The 17,835-nt window shown below is 65.2% G+C and carries 18 protein-coding genes; 16 read left to right on the top strand and 2 right to left on the bottom strand.

The genetic code is table 11. The features are described from left to right. Positions 1-130 precede the first annotated feature (130 nt). From KEC45_RS20410 to KEC45_RS20425, 4 genes are all read left to right on the top strand, one after another. Positions 131-775: a GGDEF domain-containing protein gene (locus KEC45_RS20410; RefSeq protein WP_252171267.1), complete on the top strand. Its 645-nt coding sequence runs from the start codon at positions 131-133 to the stop codon at positions 773-775. 63 nt (positions 776-838) lie between these two features. Continuing rightward, positions 839-1,168, top strand: a complete 330-nt coding sequence (locus KEC45_RS20415) for a hypothetical protein (RefSeq protein ID WP_062185841.1) — start codon at positions 839-841, stop codon at positions 1,166-1,168. A 44-nt stretch (positions 1,169-1,212) separates the two neighbouring features. Then, positions 1,213-1,767 (top strand): hypothetical protein, encoded by a 555-nt coding sequence (locus tag KEC45_RS20420; RefSeq protein ID WP_252171268.1) that lies wholly within the window; start codon positions 1,213-1,215, stop codon positions 1,765-1,767. A 114-nt stretch (positions 1,768-1,881) separates the two neighbouring features. Further along, a complete protein-coding gene (locus KEC45_RS20425) occupies positions 1,882-2,343 on the top strand; it encodes a Dps family protein (RefSeq protein ID WP_062185837.1) in 462 nt (153 codons plus the stop codon). Between the two features lie 422 nt (positions 2,344-2,765). On the opposite strand, the gene KEC45_RS21905 is transcribed toward KEC45_RS20425, so the two are convergent. After that, positions 2,766-3,560 carry a cold-shock protein gene (locus KEC45_RS21905; RefSeq protein ID WP_062185836.1) on the bottom strand — a complete coding sequence of 265 codons (795 nt, stop codon included), beginning with the start codon at positions 3,558-3,560 and terminating at the stop codon, positions 2,766-2,768. Positions 3,561-3,822: 262 nt separating this feature from the next. Between KEC45_RS21905 and KEC45_RS20440 the strand changes: the two genes are divergently transcribed. The 8 genes from KEC45_RS20440 (at position 3,823) to recQ (ending at position 13,602) form a co-directional block, all read left to right on the top strand. Beyond that, positions 3,823-4,440 carry a ribonuclease D gene (locus tag KEC45_RS20440; protein WP_062186983.1) on the top strand — a complete coding sequence of 206 codons (618 nt, stop codon included), beginning with the start codon at positions 3,823-3,825 and terminating at the stop codon, positions 4,438-4,440. A gap of 18 nt (positions 4,441-4,458) precedes the next feature. Further along, positions 4,459-5,097 (top strand): LPS export ABC transporter periplasmic protein LptC, encoded by a 639-nt coding sequence (lptC, locus tag KEC45_RS20445; protein WP_062185834.1) that lies wholly within the window; start codon positions 4,459-4,461, stop codon positions 5,095-5,097. After that, the gene (locus KEC45_RS20450; protein WP_193749221.1) at positions 5,094-5,669 is read left to right on the top strand and encodes an LptA/OstA family protein; all 576 of its coding nucleotides are present in this window, start codon (positions 5,094-5,096) and stop codon (positions 5,667-5,669) included. The genes lptC and KEC45_RS20450 overlap by 4 nt, the downstream gene beginning before the upstream one ends. A gap of 104 nt (positions 5,670-5,773) precedes the next feature. Further along, positions 5,774-5,923, top strand: a complete 150-nt coding sequence (locus KEC45_RS20455; protein WP_193749220.1) for a hypothetical protein — start codon at positions 5,774-5,776, stop codon at positions 5,921-5,923. 103 nt (positions 5,924-6,026) lie between these two features. Further along, positions 6,027-7,847 carry an ABC transporter ATP-binding protein/permease gene (locus KEC45_RS20460; RefSeq protein WP_062185832.1) on the top strand — a complete coding sequence of 607 codons (1,821 nt, stop codon included), beginning with the start codon at positions 6,027-6,029 and terminating at the stop codon, positions 7,845-7,847. Positions 7,848-7,952: 105 nt separating this feature from the next. Then, positions 7,953-9,998, top strand: coding sequence for a bifunctional diguanylate cyclase/phosphodiesterase (locus tag KEC45_RS20465; RefSeq protein WP_252171269.1), 2,046 nt, complete (start codon positions 7,953-7,955; stop codon positions 9,996-9,998). Between the two features lie 75 nt (positions 9,999-10,073). Continuing rightward, a complete protein-coding gene (gene ybaL / locus KEC45_RS20470; RefSeq protein WP_062185830.1) occupies positions 10,074-11,711 on the top strand; it encodes a YbaL family putative K(+) efflux transporter in 1,638 nt (545 codons plus the stop codon). Between the two features lie 112 nt (positions 11,712-11,823). Then, positions 11,824-13,602, top strand: coding sequence for a DNA helicase RecQ (recQ, locus tag KEC45_RS20475; RefSeq protein ID WP_062185827.1), 1,779 nt, complete (start codon positions 11,824-11,826; stop codon positions 13,600-13,602). Positions 13,603-13,628: 26 nt separating this feature from the next. Here the strand turns inward: recQ and KEC45_RS20480 are convergent, their stop codons facing one another. Beyond that, positions 13,629-14,258, bottom strand: a complete 630-nt coding sequence (locus tag KEC45_RS20480; RefSeq protein ID WP_252171270.1) for a GNAT family N-acetyltransferase — start codon at positions 14,256-14,258, stop codon at positions 13,629-13,631. Positions 14,259-14,362: 104 nt separating this feature from the next. Between KEC45_RS20480 and KEC45_RS20485 the strand changes: the two genes are divergently transcribed. The 4 genes from KEC45_RS20485 to KEC45_RS20500 all read left to right on the top strand — a co-directional run bounded on the left by KEC45_RS20485 (position 14,363) and on the right by KEC45_RS20500 (position 17,791). Then, a complete protein-coding gene (locus tag KEC45_RS20485) occupies positions 14,363-14,797 on the top strand; it encodes a TIGR01244 family sulfur transferase (RefSeq protein WP_062185822.1) in 435 nt (144 codons plus the stop codon). Continuing rightward, positions 14,794-15,201 carry a hypothetical protein gene (locus KEC45_RS20490; RefSeq protein WP_062185820.1) on the top strand — a complete coding sequence of 136 codons (408 nt, stop codon included), beginning with the start codon at positions 14,794-14,796 and terminating at the stop codon, positions 15,199-15,201. The genes KEC45_RS20485 and KEC45_RS20490 overlap by 4 nt, the downstream gene beginning before the upstream one ends. Then, entirely contained in the window at positions 15,194-16,108 is a 915-nt protein-coding gene (locus KEC45_RS20495) for a sterol desaturase family protein (protein WP_083435992.1), read from the top strand. The genes KEC45_RS20490 and KEC45_RS20495 overlap by 8 nt, the downstream gene beginning before the upstream one ends. Before the next feature lie 96 nt (positions 16,109-16,204). Beyond that, positions 16,205-17,791 carry a GMC family oxidoreductase gene (locus KEC45_RS20500; RefSeq protein WP_062185816.1) on the top strand — a complete coding sequence of 529 codons (1,587 nt, stop codon included), beginning with the start codon at positions 16,205-16,207 and terminating at the stop codon, positions 17,789-17,791. Positions 17,792-17,835 lie beyond the last annotated feature (44 nt).

Raw genomic sequence — 17,835 nt, forward strand, 5'->3', positions numbered from 1 at the left:
TGGCCTGCGGGCAACGCCGCGCAATTGATGCTTTCGCGTTTACCGATTGGTATCAAGTCGCGGCTAGGGTTGTTGCACGATATCCGTCGGCATCCGGCTGGCGGAGGGTAGGGCGCGCCGGGGACAAGGCATGGATAGCGTAGGGGGGGCGCGGCTGGCGGTCGACCATTTCGGGACCGTCGCTGTTGACTCCATCGAGGACCAACTGCGTGAAATACGCCGGGAACGTGACGCATTGCGCCGCGAGAACCGCGTATTGAAGATCGCCGTCGCCGAGCTCGAACGCGTGTCCGAGCGCGATACGCTGACGCCTTTGTTCAATCGCCGCTATTTCCTGACCGCGATCCATCATCGCATGGCGCGTTTCGAACGCCACGCCGAACGCGCGGCGGTCGTCTTCATCGACGTCAACCAGCTCAAATATATCAACGACAGTTTCGGCCATGCCGCGGGCGACTTCGCGCTGATGGAGATCGCCAAGCGGCTCGCCAGCTCGATCCGCGCGACCGACGTCGCGGCGCGCATCGGCGGCGACGAATTCGGATTGATCCTCGACCAGTCGAGTGAGGATGGCGCGCGCGCGCAGGTCGACCGGCTGTGTGCCGTGCTGACCGCGGCCCCGGCCGAATATGACGGGCATGAAATTGCGCTGTCGGCGTGCTTCGGGATCGCGATGCTGCAGACGGGGATGACCGAATCGGACATATTGGCCGCCGCCGACCGCGACATGTATCGCAGCAAGCAGGGACTGGGCGGCCTTCCCGGCCATCGCTGACCGCCGCTAACCGCGCGTTAACCAAAAAAGCGCATCGTTCCCGATACGAACAGGGGGTGGACGATGCGGAACCAGACCGACCCATATCTCGATATTCAGAACCGGATTACCGGACAAATCGGGGCGCTCGCCGAAGCGTTGCCGCATTGCGCACTCGCGCAGATCGTGCAGGGGATCGACGACATCCGCTGCCTCGCGCGCGATAACGGCTTTGCCGCAGTGGAAACGCTCGCCAGCCGGCTCGAATCGGCGGTTGCGGGTGGCGGCTATCGCGCCGCGATCCTGACCTACCTCGACGCGATGAGCGATGCTGCGGCGGTGCCGCGGGGAACGCTTTCCACTGCGGCGCACGAGGCCTGGCTGGCATCGGTTGCGGTGCGCCTCGGTCATTGACCGCTTCCGCCTGACGCTTCAGACCTGCCGTCATGGATGCAATCATGCTTGCGCTGGTGGCGGTGCTGCTCGCCAATGCCGACGGGCGTAGCGGGATCGCGCTATCGCGGCTGCTCGGCGCGCGGGGCGACCGGCGCGTGACGGTCGTGATCGCTTTCGGGGCGTTTATCATCAATGCCGTCGTCGCGGCGATCGCGGGTGCGGTCGCCAATGCGATGATCGGCCAGGGCGTGGCCGCCTTGCTCGTCGCGCTGGCGATGCTGTCGGCGGCAGTCGCCTTGTTGTGGCGGATGAAACCGGCGGTCGATACGGGCGCCGTCGATGCGTCACCCGCGATGCTCGCGGGCCGGATGCTGGTGAACCAGTTTGGCGACCGCAGTCATTTCCTGATCGGCGCGCTCGCCGCGACGAGCGGTGCAGGACAATGGGCGGCGGCGGGCGGGTTCGTCGGTTGGGTGCTCGCAATGTTGCCTTTCCTCGCGTTCGGCCCAGCGCTCGCCGAACGCAGCATGGCGCGAAATCTGCGCTGGTTTGCGGCGGCGATCCTGACCCTCTGGGGAATACGAACCGCGCTGGGAGCGTTCGGACTGATCGGATAGATTGTCCGTACGAATGCGTTTCATCGTTTTTGTCGATGAAGCTTACCCAAAGGTTCAATGGGAAAGCGGCGCGCCGCTTCGCTATATCGGCGGGACAACAGAAAGGATGCTCCCATGTCCGACAAGAATAACAACGCTCCCGCCGTCGCCGATGCGCTGAACGCGCTGCTCGCTGACAGTTTCGCGCTCTATCTGAAGACGAAAAATTATCACTGGCACGTCCAGGGACCGCAGTTTCGCGAACTGCACCTGTTGTTCGACGAGCAGGCGGCCCAGATTTTCGCGACGACCGACCTTATCGCCGAGCGCGTGCGCAAGAATGGCGCGCCGACGCTGCGCTCGATCGGCGACGTCAGCCGCCGCGCGTCGATCCGCGACGATGATGCCGCGGGCGTGGGCGCCGAGGCGATGATCCGCGCGCTTGCAGGCGACAACAAAATCCTGCTCGCGCAATTGAAAGAGGTGAAGGCGGCCGCCGAAGCCGATGGCGATATCGCAACCAGCGGACTTGTCGACGGCTGGGCCGACGAGACGCAGCAGCGGATATGGTTTCTGGAGGCGACGCTGGGATATTGATCCCGGCCGTCACCTCTCTCGCTTGCGAGGGAGGGGGGGGCTTTGGGGTGGTGAGCGGTCATCCCGGCCCCCACTTCCGTCATCCCGGGCTTGACCCGGGATCCCGCTTTTACGCGCATCGACCGGCCTTCGAAATCAAGCGGGACCCCGGATCAAGTCCGGGGTGACGAAGTGTAATATCCTCCCTGTCGCGAAGCGATGGGGAGGTGGCAGCGCGCAGCGCTGACGGAGGGGCTTCTGGCGCACCGTCCCGGGCCCCTCCACCACCGCTTCGCGGCGGTCCCCCTCCCCACGGCTGCGCCGCAGGGAGGAGCTTAAGGTCAGCTTCCGGTCGATTTCCGCCGGTCGTTTCGGCCCGCGACTCCAAACAAAAAAGGGCGGCCCTAGAGCCGCCCTTTTCATTTGTCCGGTTGTCCGGCCGATCAGTCCTGATGCGGCTGGATGTTCACCGCCGCGAACTTGCCGCGGTCGTCGACTTCGATGTCGAACGCGACGCGGTCGCCTTCGTCGAGGCCCGCCATGCCGGCGCGCTGCACCGCGCTGATGTGGACGAAGGCGTCGGCCTGTCCGTCGTCGCGCGCGATAAAGCCGAAGCCCTTCGTCGTGTTGAAGAATTTGACGGTGCCCGAGGTGCGTTCACCGGTCAGCTGACGACGGCCGCGGGCGCCGCCGGGCGCACCGCCGGGGCCGCGATCGTCACGCTGGCGCGGAGCGAATTCCTCGATCGGCATCGGTTCGCCTTCGATCTTCAGATCGATGGCCGACACCTTGCCGTTGCGTTCGACGAGCGTGAAGCCCAGCGGCTGGCCCGAGGCGAGGCCCTGGAGACCTGCCTGTTCGACCGCGCTGATGTGCACGAACACGTCTTCGCCGCCGTCGTCGCGAGCAACGAAACCGAAGCCCTTCGCCGCGTTGAAGAATTTCACCGTGCCCTGGCCTTCGCCGACGACCTGCGCCGGCATGCCGCCGCCACGTCCGCCGCCGAAACCGCCGCCGCCGCCACGATCGCCGCCGCCAAAGCCGCCGCGGTCGCCACCGCCGAAGCCGCCGCCGCGATCACCGCCGCCAAAGCCGCCGCGGTCGCGATCGCCGAAACCGCCACGTCCGCCGCCGTAGCTGTCGCCGCCATAGGGTGCAGGTTCGAAGCTGTCGAAATTGCCAAAATCATCGCGCTTGCCGCGTCCACGCTGGCCGCGCCGATCCTTGTTGAAACTCATAGTCTATTAGTCGCTTTCGGTCGTCCACACCCCATTCAACCGGCTCATTGCGCCGGACGGGGACGCAGTTCACCACAGGCACGGACTCGCCCCATGCCACCAAGGGCGTAAGATATAGCCTAATAATCCACAGGCTGCGAACAGAAAATTTCACAAAGGTGATGCGGAATTTTGCACGGTTTGCCGCAGGCTGGAGGGGCCCCGGCACGGTCGCGAAAACCAGTCATTGAGCGGCAAGGCCGCTTGGCCTAAGGCGGGCTGCATGACAGTCTATTTCCACGAAGAAGATTTGCCCGAGGGCGCACTGGGTCCCGGTGCGGTCGCGATCGATACGGAGACCATGGGTCTGAACCCGCTGCGCGACCGTCTGTGCCTCGTCCAGATCAGCGACGGATCGGGCGACGAACATCTTGTCCGCTTCAAGCCCGGCAGCAGCTATGACGCGCCGGTGCTGAAGGCGATATTGACTGATCCCAACCGGTTGAAATTATTTCATTTTGCTCGCTTTGATATCGCGGCGATGCAACAGGCGCTCGGTGTCGTCACGGCGCCGGTCTATTGCACCAAGATCGCGTCGAAGCTGGTCCGCACCTACACCGACCGCCACGGGCTCAAGGAACTGGTCCGCGAACTTCTGGGGCAGGAAGTGTCGAAGCAGCAGCAGTCGAGCGACTGGGGCGCTGCCGAACTCAGCGACGCGCAGCGCGACTATGCCGCGAGCGACGTGCGCTTCCTGCACGCGATGAAGAATATCCTCGACGTGCGTCTGGCACGCGAGGGGCGCACCGAACTGGCGCAGTCCTGTTTCGACTTCCTGCCGACACGTGCCGCGCTCGACCTCGCGGGTTGGCCCGAAGTCGATATTTTTGCCCATACGTGAGAGTGATTCGCGAAGACCATGTCCGAACGCGCCGATCTTGACCGCACTATGCGCCGCATGTGGGCGGCGAGCGGGTCGAACCACGACCGCGTCGTGCGTATCCTGCGCTATGGATTGCCGCTCGTGATCGGTGTGGTCGCCGCGGTGCTCGTCTTCTCGCCCTTCACCCAGCGCACCGAGATCAGCTTCCTGCTAGCCAAGGACAAGGTCGATATGGCCAGCGAGCGAATGAAGGTGACGCGCGCCGAATATCGCGGCCAGGACGCAAAGGGGCAGCCCTTCGCCCTGCTTGCGGGAAGCGCGGTTCAGAAAAGTTCTGCCGAGCCGATCGTGCGCATGACCGATCTGTCTGGAGCGATCCGGCTCAACGACGGGCCGGCGACGATCGTCGCGAAAGAAAGCGCCTATAATATGGACACCGAAAAGGTCGCGGTGCCGGGGCTGGTGCAGGTGCGCAGCGCGAACGGATACCGGATCGATGCGAGCAATGTCGCGGTCGACCTAAAGACGCGCAGCCTTGTCGGGCAGGACGGTGTCAACGGCGCGTTGAACATCGGCCAGTTTTCCGCGAACCAACTGTCTGCCGACCTCGACCAGCGGGTCGTGCGCCTGCAGGGCAATGCGCGGCTCAGGATCAATCAGGGAGTGCTCAAATGAACCGGCTTTGGACGATGAAGAGCACGGCGCTTGCGGGCGCGGGCTTTGCGCTGACCAGCCTTGCGATCCTGTCGGCCGGCGGCGGCGATGCCGCGCAGGCGCAGGCGCTCGCCAATCACAATAGTAATGCGCCAGTCGATTTCGCGGCGGGCAGCATCGAGGTGCAGGATCGCGCCGACCGCGTCGTCCTTGCCGGTAATGTTCGCGTCACGCAGGCGGGGCTGACAGTCACCGCGCCGCGGATGACGGTCGCCTACACGCGCAGCGGGGGCACCGACGTCAACCGGCTCGACGCGACCGGCGGCGTGACGGTGGTCAAGGGCGACGAGACGGCGAAGGGCAATGTCGCGATCTATGATCTCGACCGGCGGCTGATCACGATGGTCGGCAATGTCGAACTGCGCCAGCGGGGCAATAATCTGCGCGGCGGACGGCTGGTCATCGACTTGAGCAGCGGCCGCGCGACGGTCGACGGGCGCGGTGCTGCGCGCGGCCCCGATGGCAATCCGGTGCAGGGCGGCACGGGCGGGCGCGTCACCGGCACCTTCACGGTACCGGAAAGAAAGCAGTAACCAACTGCTTTAACCCGGTTGCAACCACGCGCCTGCACCTAGGATTTGGGACCAGATCACCAGCGGAGCCGGGGGGCGACGCCGCATAGTCGAAAGCCGTCCCCATGCGCTTTTCCCCCATCGTCCCGCCCCGACGTCCGCTGTTCGGCCGCCGTCAGGAGCCCCCGGCCGCGATCGCGCCGACGCCGACATCCGAAGAACGCCGCCTGATCGACCGTATCATCCGTCACGCGGGGTATCGCGAGTCGCGGTAGTCGTCACCGAATTCACATCGCCGTGACGACGGATCAGTTGAAAAGCCCGTAAGCGCCAGGAGCCGCTTGGCGTTGCGGCGTCGCGCCCCTACATGGGGCGCGCATGCCGCCTGACACCTCCACTTCCGCCGAAGCCTCGCGCGAACCGCCCGTCCTTGCGACGCTGCGGCGTTTCTTCCCCTATTTGTGGCCGGCGGGGCAGGCAGAAGCGAAGGTTCGCATCGTCATCGCGGGGCTTGTCGTGCTCGCGTCAAAGGGCGTGCAGCTATCGATGGGCTTCCTCTATGGCGCCGCGATCGACCGGATGGCGCCGGGGATGGAAGAGGGCGTGGCGCTGGCGATCGGACTGGTGCTCGCCTATGCCGGTGCGCGCTTTGCAGGGGTGCTGTTCGACAACCTTCGCAATGTCGTGTTCGAACGCGTCGGGCAGGATGCGACGCGCGAGCTTGCGATCGCGACTTTCAGCCATCTTCACGCGCTGAGCCTGCGCTTCCACCTCGCGCGGCGGACGGGCGAGGTCACCAAGGTGATCGAAAGGGGCACGAAGAGCATCGACACGATGCTCTATTTCCTGTTGTTCAATATCGCGCCGACGATCGTCGAACTCGCCGCGGTGCTGATCATCTTCTGGACCAAGTTCAGCTTTGGCCTTGCGAGCGCGACCGCGCTGATGGTCGTCGTCTACATCATCTTCACGCGCAAGGTGACCGACTGGCGCAATGCGCTGCGTACGCGGATGAACGATCTCGACACGCTGACGATCGGGCGCAGCGTCGACAGCCTGCTCAATTACGAGACGGTCAAATATTTCGGCGCCGAGGAGCGCGAGGAAGCGCGCTATCGCGACGTCGCGGATCAATATGCGCGCGCCGCGGTGAAGAGCGAAAACAGCCTTGCCTGGCTGAATATCGGGCAGAGCCTGATTACCAATGCCGCGCTCGCGGGCGCGATGGCTTATACCGTGTGGGGCTGGTCGATCGGCGAATATAAGGTCGGCGACGTCGTGCTGGTGAACACCTTGCTTGCCCAGCTCTTCCGCCCGCTCGACATGCTCGGCATGGTCTATCGCGTGATCCGTCAGGGGCTGATCGACATGGAGGCGATGTTCCGCCTGATCGATACGCCGCCCGAGATCGCCGACGCGCCCGATGCGTGGCCGCTCGTCGTGAACGGCGGAGCGGTGGCGTTCGAGAATGTCGTCTTTGGTTACGAGCCCGACCGGACGATCCTGAACGGCGTCAGCTTTGCCGTCGGCGCCGGCGAGACGCTGGCGATCGTCGGCCCCTCCGGCGCGGGCAAGTCCACGATCGCGCGGCTGCTCTTCCGCTTCTATGATCCGCAGGGCGGACGCGTGCTGATCGACGGGCAGGATATCGCCAAGGTCACACAGAAAAGCTTGCGCGCGGAGATTGGCATCGTCCCGCAGGACACGGTGCTGTTCAACGACAGCATCGGCTATAATATCGCCTATGGCCGGGAGGGCGCGAGCGCCGACGCCATCGCGGCGGCGGCGGAGGGAGCGGCGATCGACGGCTTTATCGCGCTGCTGCCACAGGGTTATGATACCGAGGTGGGCGAACGCGGCCTCAAGCTGTCGGGCGGAGAGAAGCAGCGGGTGGCGATTGCGCGTACTTTGCTCAAGAACCCGCCGGTGCTGATCCTCGACGAAGCAACCAGCGCGCTCGACAGCCGGACCGAGGCGGCGATCCAGGATACGCTCGAACGCATCGCGGCGCGGCGCACGACGCTGGTGATCGCGCATCGCCTGTCGACCGTGGTCAACGCCGACCGGATCATCGTGCTGGAGCGCGGGCGCGTCGCCGAGACGGGGACGCACGACCAGTTGCTCGCGATGCACGGGCTTTATGCCGACATGTGGGCGCGGCAGCAGGCCGAGCGCGACGAGGGCACTGTCGACGCCTGAGTTTGCCGGTTACCGTCTTTACAATTTTGTAAGTGATTCCCGCCAATTGGCGCTTTTGGGGACCAGTCCGTCCCATGGGCGGACGTCAAGGCGAAAGGTGGGATTTTGATCAGGCTGGCGATGTGTATCGCGATCGACCACGATCCGTGGCTCGTTGCGCTGGCGGTCGCGATCTGCTGCGTCGGCGCCTTTGCGATCGTCCAGATGTTCGAACGCGCGCGCGACGCCGAGCGAAAGCAGGGGATCGCCTGGGCTTTCCTGGTCGCGGTCGCCGCCAGCGCGACGATCTGGTGCACCCATTTCGTCGCCATGCTGGCGTTTGAAGCGAAGGCGCCGGTGACGCTCGATCCCGTCTTGACCATCACCTCGCTGATGGTCGCGATGGTCGGCTCCTTCGTCGGGTTCGCGGTCGCGGCGTGGGGCAAGGACGAGGTTTATGGCACCATCGGCGGGGCGCTGTTCGGCGGGGCCATCGCGGCGATGCATTTTACCGGCATGACCGCCTATCGCGTCGATGGCATCGTCGCTTGGGACGATGCCTATGTCGCCGCGGCGGTGATTTGCGGCATGATCTTTGCTGCGGCCGCGCTGACGGTGCTCCGTACCAGCCGCGAGGTGCGATATCGTGTGCCGCTGGCCACGTTGCTGATCGTGCTCGCGATTGCCTCGCTTCATTTTCTGGCGATGACAGCGATGCGGATTACGCCAATGGCGCTCGATGAAACGCCCTTGCGTCCGGCGGAGTTCAGCGCGCTGGCGCTCGCGACGGTACTCGTCGGCGGGATTGTGATCTCGGCAGGCGTCTTCGCCGCGATGCTCGATCGCCAGACGCGCTCCGACGCGATGCGCGAGCTGACCCATATGGCGATGACCGACGCGTTGACCGGGCTTCCCAACCGTGTCGCTTTTCGCGCCGAACTGACGCGGCAGATCGGCGGGGCGATCGTGAAGGGAGAGCGCGTCGGATTATGCGCGATCGACCTCGACCGCTTCAAGGAAATCAATGACGTTCACGGCCACAAGGCGGGGGACGAGGTACTCGCGCGGATTGCGCAGCGGATGCGCGATACGCTGGGCCATAATGAATTTTTCGCGCGGCTCGGCGGCGACGAGTTCGTCGCGCTGACGCGCTTTACCGATCGCGCGCAGTTGGGGGCGTTCGCGGCCCGGCTCGACGCCGAGCTGAAGACGCCGATGATCTTTCCCGAATTCGAGGCGCGGCTGGGCGCAAGCATCGGCGTGGCAGTCTTTCCCGACGATGCGGCGACGGCCGAAATGCTCGCGAACAACGCCGACCTTGCGATGTATCGCGCCAAGGCCGACGCCGCGACCGCGCCGTGCCATTATGATTGGCAGCTCGACGAGGCGATCCGCGACCAGCGCGAGCTTGCCACCGATCTGCGCGGCGCGATCGATCGCAATCAGCTCGACGTCCATTATCAGGTCCAGACATCGGTCACGACGGGCGAGGTCACGGGTTACGAGGCGCTGCTGCGCTGGACGCACCCCGTGCGCGGGCCGATCCCGCCGACGGTGTTCATCCCGCTCGCCGAAGCGAACGGCTTTATCCTGACCCTCGGCGAATGGGTGATGCGGCGCGCCTGCGCCGATGCGGCGGCGTGGCCGCACGCCTCGAAGGTCGCGGTCAATGTGTCGCCGCTGCAGCTTGCGCATGTCGACCTGCCGCGGCTGTTCCACCAGATATTGCTCGACACCGGGCTTCCGCCGCGGCGGCTGGAGATCGAGTTGACCGAGACCGCGATCATCGCCGATCGCGAGCGTGCGCTGCACGTTTTGCGTCAGATCAAGGCGCTGGGCGTCGGAGTGGCGCTCGACGATTTCGGCACCGGCTATTCGTCGCTGGAGACGCTGCGCGCCTTTCCGTTCGACAAGATCAAGCTCGACCGCTTCTTTGCCGCCGAGCTGGAGGGCAATATCCAGTCGACAGCGATTCTGCGTGCGGTGCTTGCGCTCGGCAAAAGCCTGTCGATCCCGATCCTGGCCGAGGGGATCGAGACGGCAGAACAGCTCGAAGCACTTCGCCGCGAAGGCTGCGACGAGGCGCAGGGCTTTCTGATCGGCCGTCCGGGGCGCTCGGTTCCGGCTGGCGCCGAACAGAGTGACGCGCCCGGCCGGGAGTGCGCAGCCTGATTCGGACCACAAATCGTAACTAAATTACTTGCCTTGGGTTGACCCCTTGCGCCCGCGCCCTTTACGCAAGGGGCTATGCCGCATGACACCAGCCTGATCGGAACCATCGTCGCCGGTCTGGGCGTGGCGTTCCTGATGGGGGCGTTGGCGCACCGGCTGAAAATTTCGCCGATCGCGGGCTATTTGCTCGCGGGGGTGATGGTCGGGCCGTTCACCCCGGGGTTCGTCGCCGACACTGGGCTCGCGCTGCAGCTCGCCGAGATCGGCGTGATCCTGCTGATGTTCGGGGTCGGCCTCCATTTTTCGCTGAAAGACCTGCTATCGGTACGCAGGATCGCGGTGCCGGGGGCGATCGCGCAGATTGCGGTCGCGACCGCGCTTGGCATGATGCTCGGACTGTGGCTCGGCTGGTCGGTCGAGGGCAGCGTGGTGTTCGGGCTGGCACTGTCGGTGGCATCGACCGTCGTGCTGCTGCGCGCGCTGCAGGCGCGCGATATGGTCGAGACCGAAAAGGGGCGGATCGCGGTCGGCTGGCTGATCGTCGAGGATCTGGTGATGGTGCTCGCGCTCGTGCTGTTGCCCGCGATGTTCGGCGATCGCGGCGATGAGGGGGGCTCAGCTGGGCTGCTCCAGTCGGCGGGCATCGTGCTCGTCAAGGTCGTCGGCTTCGGCGCCTTCATGTTCGTGATCGCGCGGCGCGTGCTGCCGTGGGTGCTCCACTGGGTCGCGCATTCGGGGTCGCGCGAGCTGTTCCGGCTTGCGGTGCTGGCGATCGCGCTGGGAGTCGCATTTGGGGCGGCGGTGATCTTCGACGTGAGCTTCGCGCTCGGCGCCTTCTTTGCGGGCATGATCCTTGGCGAGACGCAATTGTCGCGACGCGCGGCCGAAGAAACGCTGCCGCTGCGCGATGCCTTCGCGGTGCTCTTCTTCGTTTCGGTCGGCATGTTGTTCGATCCCAAGGTGCTGATCGAGCAACCGGGACCGGTGCTCGCGACGGTCGCGATCATTGTCGTCGGCAAATCGGTCGCCGCTTTCGCGCTCGTCCGTGCCTTCGGTCACAATTCGGGGACCGCGCTGACGGTGTCGGTCAGCCTCGCGCAGATCGGCGAATTTTCGTTCATCCTCGCGGGGCTCGGCGTCGGACTGAAAGTGCTGCCCGAGACGGGGCGCGACCTGATCCTTGCGGGGTCGCTCTTGTCGATCCTGTTCAACCCGATCCTCTTTTCGCTCGCGGTAAAGCGCATGCGCTCCGAAGAGCCGGAGGAAGTCGAGGCAGAGGGCGAGGATGCGCCCGCGCCGTGCAACGCCGGGGTCGTGCTGATCGGCTATGGCCGCGTCGGCAGCCATATCGGCAGCCTGATCTGCGGGCGCGGTGAGGGGCTGACGGTGATCGAGGACCAGAAGGACATGGCGGCTTCGGCGCGCGAGGCTGGGGCGACGGTGATCGTTGGCGATGCGACGAAGGAAAGCATATTGCGACAGGCGGGGCTCGACACCGCGGCGACGCTGTTGATCGCGATTCCCGAAGGGGTCGAGGCGGGCGCAATCGTACGGCGCGCGCGGGCGATCAATCCGAAGCTGGTGATCGTTGCGCGCGCGCATTCGGACGAGGAAGTCGAGGATCTGGTGCGCCGCGGCGCCGACCATGTCGTGATGGCCGAGCGCGAGACCGCATCGCGAATGGCCGAGCGGGCGATGCTGACTTTGGCTTGATGCCTATTTTCGTCATTCCCGCTTTCGCGGGGATCGCGAGCAGGGCGTTTGCCGCCACAATAGATGAGTCCGGGGCTTCCCCCGATCGTCCAAACTTCCTATCGCCAACTTAATGTCCGCCGGCGCTCTCCTCCCGCTTCTCAAATCCACATTCGGTTTCGATGCCTTTCGCGGGCGTCAGGGCGAGGTTGTCGATCGCGTGATGGCGGGCGCGCGCACGCTCGCGGTGATGCCGACCGGGGCGGGAAAGTCGTTGACCTATCAGCTTCCCGCAGTCGCGCTGAATGGTTGCGTCGTTGTCGTGTCGCCGCTGATCGCGCTGATGCATGATCAATTGCGCGGCGCGCGTGCGGCGGGGATCCGCGCGGCGAGCCTTACCAGCGTCGATGCCGACTGGGCCGATACGCGGCAGGCATATCGCGACGGACAGCTCGACCTCTTGTACGTCGCGCCAGAGCGCGCGACGGGCGAAGGGTTTCGCACCCTTCTCGAAGCGCAGACGCCGGCGCTGTTCGCGATCGACGAGGCGCATTGCGTTTCCGAATGGGGGCATGATTTCCGCCCCGATTACCGCTTGCTGCGCCCGCTGCTCGATGCCTTTCCCGCGGTGCCGCGGCTTGCGCTCACCGCGACGGCAGACAAGCACACGCGCGAGGATATTCTCGTCCAGCTCGGGATTCCGGCCGACGGGCTGATCCTCGCGGGCTTCGATCGGCCGAATATCCGTTATGCGGTTCGCCCGCGGATCAGCCCGGCGAAACAGCTCGTCGATTTCATCGCTGCCAATCCGGGGCCGGGGATCGTTTACGCCCCGACGCGCAATGGTACCGAGCGGCTTGCCGAACAGATCGCGGCGGCGACGGGCCGCAGTGTCGCCGCTTATCACGCGGGGCTCGACCCCGAACGGCGCGCGCAGGTGCAGCATGATTTCGTCGCGTCGGAGGATGGTATCGTCACCGCGACGGTCGCCTTTGGCATGGGGATCGACAAGCCTGACGTCCGCTTCGTCGCGCACGCCGGCCTGCCGAAATCGATCGAAAGCTATTATCAGGAAACCGGCCGCGCGGGGCGCGACGGCGACCCTGCCGAGGCGATGATGCTATGGGGCGCCGACGATTTCGCGCGCGCGCGCATGCGGCTTTCTGAGTTGCCTGAGGTACGCGTTGCGGGCGAGCGAGTGCGATTGAATGCGCTCGCGGCGCTGGTCGAGACGGTCGAATGCCGCCGCGCGCTGCTGCTGCGGCATTTCGGCGAGAACCCGCCCGAACGCTGCGGCAATTGCGACAATTGCATCGAGCCCGGGCGCCAGGTCGATGCGACGGTGCTCGCGCAGAAATTGTTGAGCGCCGTCTATCGTACCGGGCAAAGCTTTGGCGCGGGGCATATCGAGGCGGTGCTGACCGGACGCAGCGACGAGCGGATCGCGAGCCGGGGACACGACAAATTATCGGTGTTCGGGATCGTCGCGGGCGAGGAGGCGCGGCTGATCAAGCCACTGGTGCGCAGCCTGATGGCGCGCGAGGCGCTCGATACGACCGAGCATGGCGGGCTGATGCTTGGCCCCGCGGCGCGCGCGATGATGAAGGGCGAGACCGCGGTGCTGATGGCCGAACCGCCGGTAAAGCGGACGCAGCGGGCGTCGCGCGGCGGTGCAAGCGCGACGCCTAATCCTGTCGGGGATCCCCTGTTCGACGCGCTTCGAGCCACGCGGCGCGAGCTCGCCGCCGAGGCGGGCGTCCCGCCCTATGTCATCTTCCACGACGCTGTGCTGCGCGCGATGGCGAGCGAACGTCCTGCGACGCGGAGCGCGCTCGCCGACATCCCGGGCGTGGGCGGCAAGAAGCTCGAGGCGTGGGGCGACGCGTTTCTGAACGTGATCCGGCAATATTGATGCCGGACCGGACCGGCGAGCATCGGTCAGGCGGGCGGCGAAATCACTGAAACGATGTCGCTGCGTAGCGTCCAGCCGAGCCGCTCGTAAAGCGCCTTGCCGTCTGCGGTGGCGACCAGCAGGCTTTCGGCGATGCCCCGGCGCGCGGCAAGGCGGCCTAGTTCCGCCATGATTGCCGAGCCGAGCCCGCGGCGGGCGAACTGCGGCTCGGTGACGATCTGGTCATAGACGGCGGTGGCGCCGTGGATGCCGAGGACGCCGCGCGCGGCGAGCGAGCCGTCGGTGTGCCGCGCCACCGCCTCGAGACGGTGAGCGCCTTCATCGACCTCAATCATGAAATCAGGCGTGGGCCGCTCTGCGGGTATTTCGGTTCCGGCCGCCATCAGCCACATCGGATCGCGCGGCTGCCAGTGCGGCGGAACGTGCGGCAGGATCGCGTCACGCGGGGCCGCGATGTCGACATAGATGTGCGGCGCGTCCACCGCGGCGAAGGCTGCGGCTGCGGCTTTGCCCGACGCATTCCCGAGGATGAAGCGGCCGGTCTGGTCGGGCTTGCCGGCATCGAACCACAGCGCCGAGGGAAGAGTGGCGGCAACCGGCTCTACGTATCCACGAGCCGCGCAATAGCCGAAGGCCCATTCGAAATGTTTGTTCATGGTCGTGACCATAGGCAATGCGCGAGGCAAGGAAAGCGACAACGCAACTTCATGCTCCACCTTCATGCTTGTCAGCAAGCGGGCGGCGGGAGTAGATCGCTGGCATGAGCGATTTTCGAACCCTGTCCGCCGACTTCAGCGTCGCCCCCCAAATCAGCATCGAGGATGTGGCCGAGGCCAAGGCCGCAGGCTTCGCAATGCTGATCAACAACCGCCCCGACGGCGAGGAGCCGTCGGCGCCGCAGGGTGACGAGATTGCGCACGCCGCCGCAGCCGAGGGGCTCGCCTATGCGGCGATCCCGATTGGCCATGCGGGCTTCAGCCATGCGCAGATCGACGTGCTCGACAAATTGCTGACCGATGCGACGGGGCCGATCCTCGCCTATTGCCGGTCGGGCACGCGTTCGACGCATTTGTGGGCGCTGACGCGCGCGCGCGCCGGCGACGATGTCGACGGCATCGTCGAGACCGCGGCGAAGGCGGGTTATGACCTGACGGCGTTGCGGCCGATGCTCGACGCACTTGCAGGCGAAAAATGAATCAGGCTGAGTTGATCCAGCTTGGCGCATCGCTCGCCGCCGTGCTTTTCGTTGCCTGGCTGGTCAGGAAAATAGGGCTCGGCGCCGATCCGCGGATCGAAGATGCCGACCATGCGATCCGCCTTGCCGAAGAGGCCGAAGCGGGGTTTCGCGGAACAGAAGTTGCGCGCGATCGCGCGGGCTTTGCCGCGATCGTGCGCAATGCCGAGGGGCGGATGATGCTGGTGCGCGCGCACGGCAATTTTTTCGCCGCGCGGCCGGTCGATGCCAGCGTGATCGGGCGGCTGGACAAGGATTTCCTGACACTGACGACGCCGGAGAAGACATTCGGCGCGGTGACGCTGCAATTGGGGAAGGAAGCGGGGATGTGGGCCAGCCGGATGCGCGAGTTCAGCCGTGGATAAATTGCCGGATCCCGTCGTCTATGCGGTGCCCGCCTTCATCCTGCTGCTGATCGCCGAGATGCTGATCTCGCTGCGTGCCGACAAGAGCAGGTATGAGGCGCGCGATACGCTGACCTCGCTGATGCTGGGGACCGTCAGCCAGGTTGCGGGTGCCCTCGTCGGCGCTGCGGTGATCGGCATGTCGGTGTGGGTCTATCAGTTTCGCCTGTTCGATATCGGTATCGAGTTCAAAAGCTGGTGGTGGGCGTGGATCCTCTGCTTCTTTCTCGACGACCTCGCTTATTACGCCTTTCACAGGAGCGCGCATCGCGTGCGCTGGTTCTGGGCGAGCCACGTCATTCACCATAGCTCGCAGCACTATAACCTCTCGACCGCGCTGCGGCAGACATGGACGGGCTTTTTCAGCCTGACCTTCCTGTTCCGCCTGCCGTTGTTCCTGATCGGCTTTCCGCCCGCGATGGTCTTTTTCTGCGCAGGGCTGAACCTGATCTACCAGTTCTGGATTCATACCGAGGCGATCAAGCGGCTGCCCAAATGGTTCGAGGCGGTGATGAACACCCCGTCGCATCACCGTGTCCATCATGGCGTGAACCCCCGCTATCTCGATGCGAACTATGCGGGTGTCTTCATCATCTGGGACAAGATGTTCGGCAGCTTCGTCGCCGAACGCGACGACGAGCCGGTCCGTTACGGCATCGTCAAGCAGCTCGGCAGCTTCAACATCCTCTGGGCCGCCGTGCATGAATGGGTGGGGATTGCGAAGGACGTGTGGCACGCGCCGTGGCAACACAAGCTTGATTATATGTGGCGCGAGCCCGGCTGGAGCCACGACGGCAGCCGGCAGACGAGCGCGATGATCAAGGAGCGCTGGGCCGCGGGCCGGCCGGTGGAAGAGCCGGCGGAGTAGAACTGGCCCATCTGGTAGCTTGCTTCGCCCTTTAATGACATTCATGTAAGCACTCGAGGTGACCGCCAGCGGGCGGCGCGAGGGAGAGTCGCAAGCATGGATCAGTTCGACATTATCGTTATCGGCGGCGGAAGCGCGGGGAGTGCGGCGGCGGGGCGGCTTGCAGAGGATGGCTTACGCACTGTCTGTCTGGTCGAGGCGGGCGGTCGCAATGATAATGTGCGGGTCAAGACACCGGGATTCATGCCCTTCATCCCGAAATCGTCGAACTATCGATACGACACGGTGCCGCAGCCGGGCCTGGGTGGCCGCATCGGCTATCAGCCGCGCGGGCGCGGGCTCGGCGGATCGAGCGCGATCAACGCGATGGTTTATATCCGCGGCCATGCTTTCGACTATGACCAGTGGGCCGCGCTGGGCGCGACCGGATGGAGCTATGCCGACGTGCTGCCCTTCTTCAAGCGCAGCGAGGGCAATGAGCGTGGCGACGACGAGTTTCACGGCGCGGGCGGCCCGCTGAACGTCATGGACCAGCGCTGGCCCAATGTGACAAGCAAGCGCTTCATAGAGAGCGCGGCGGCGCTGCAGCTGCCGCGCACCGCCGATTTCAACGGCGCGCAACAAGAGGGCTTCGGTCTCTATCAAGTAACGCAGAAGGGCGGCGAACGATGGTCGGCCGCGCGCGCTTATGTCGAGCCGCTGCGCGAACATGGGAATTTTGCGGTGCGGACCGGCGCGCTGGTCGAAAAGATTATCGTCGAAAACGGCCGCGCGACAGGGGTCGTGATCCGTCGCGGTTCGAAACGCGAAACGCTGCGCGCGCGCGGCGGGGTGATTCTGTCGGCAGGCGCCTTCAACAGCCCGCAGATATTGATGCTGTCGGGGATCGGGCCCGGCGCACACCTGAAGGACAAGGGGATCGACGTCACCCTCGATCGCGCCGGCGTCGGCGAAAACCTGCAGGACCATATCGATTATGTGTCGAGCTGGGAGACGCGCTCGACCGAGCCGTTCGGCGACAGCCTTGGCGGCACCTGGCGAATGGTGAAGGCAATCTTTGAGCATCGGACAAAGCGCAGCGGGATCATGACGACCTGTTTCGCCGAGGCAGGCGGTTTCTGGAAATCGCGCCCCGACCTGCCCGCGCCCGACATCCAATATCATTTCGTCCCCGCGATGCTTGAGGATCACGGGCGGACGAAGGTGAAGGGGCACGGTTTTTCGTGCCATGCCTGCGTGCTCCGGCCCGAGAGTCGCGGGTCGGTTCGGCTCGCATCGGGCGATGCCGCGGCTGCGCCCGCAATCGACCCGGGTTTCCTGACTGACGAGCGCGACATGGCGACCCTGCGTGCGGGCGTTCGGATGATGCACCGCATCGCGGCGGCGCCGCCGCTGGCGGACTATGCCGGGATCGACCGGCATCCCGTGAATCTGGAGGATGATGCCGCGCTCGACGCGCTGATCCGCGCTCGCGCCGATACCGTCTATCACCCCGTCGGTACGTGCCGGATGGGGAATGACGCGGCTGCGGTGGTCGATCCGACGTTGAAGTTCAACGGCGTCGACGGGCTGTGGGTCGCCGATGCGAGCATCATGCCGCGGCTCGTTTCGGGGAACACCAATGCGCCGAGCATCATGATCGGCGAACGCGCAGCCGATTTCGTGAAGGCGGCGCTGAACTAAGAACTCGTCATTGCGAGCGAAGCGAAGCAATCCAGGGTCGCGCA

This window comes from Sphingopyxis sp. USTB-05 (assembly GCF_023822045.1).
Taxonomy (GTDB): domain Bacteria; phylum Pseudomonadota; class Alphaproteobacteria; order Sphingomonadales; family Sphingomonadaceae; genus Sphingopyxis.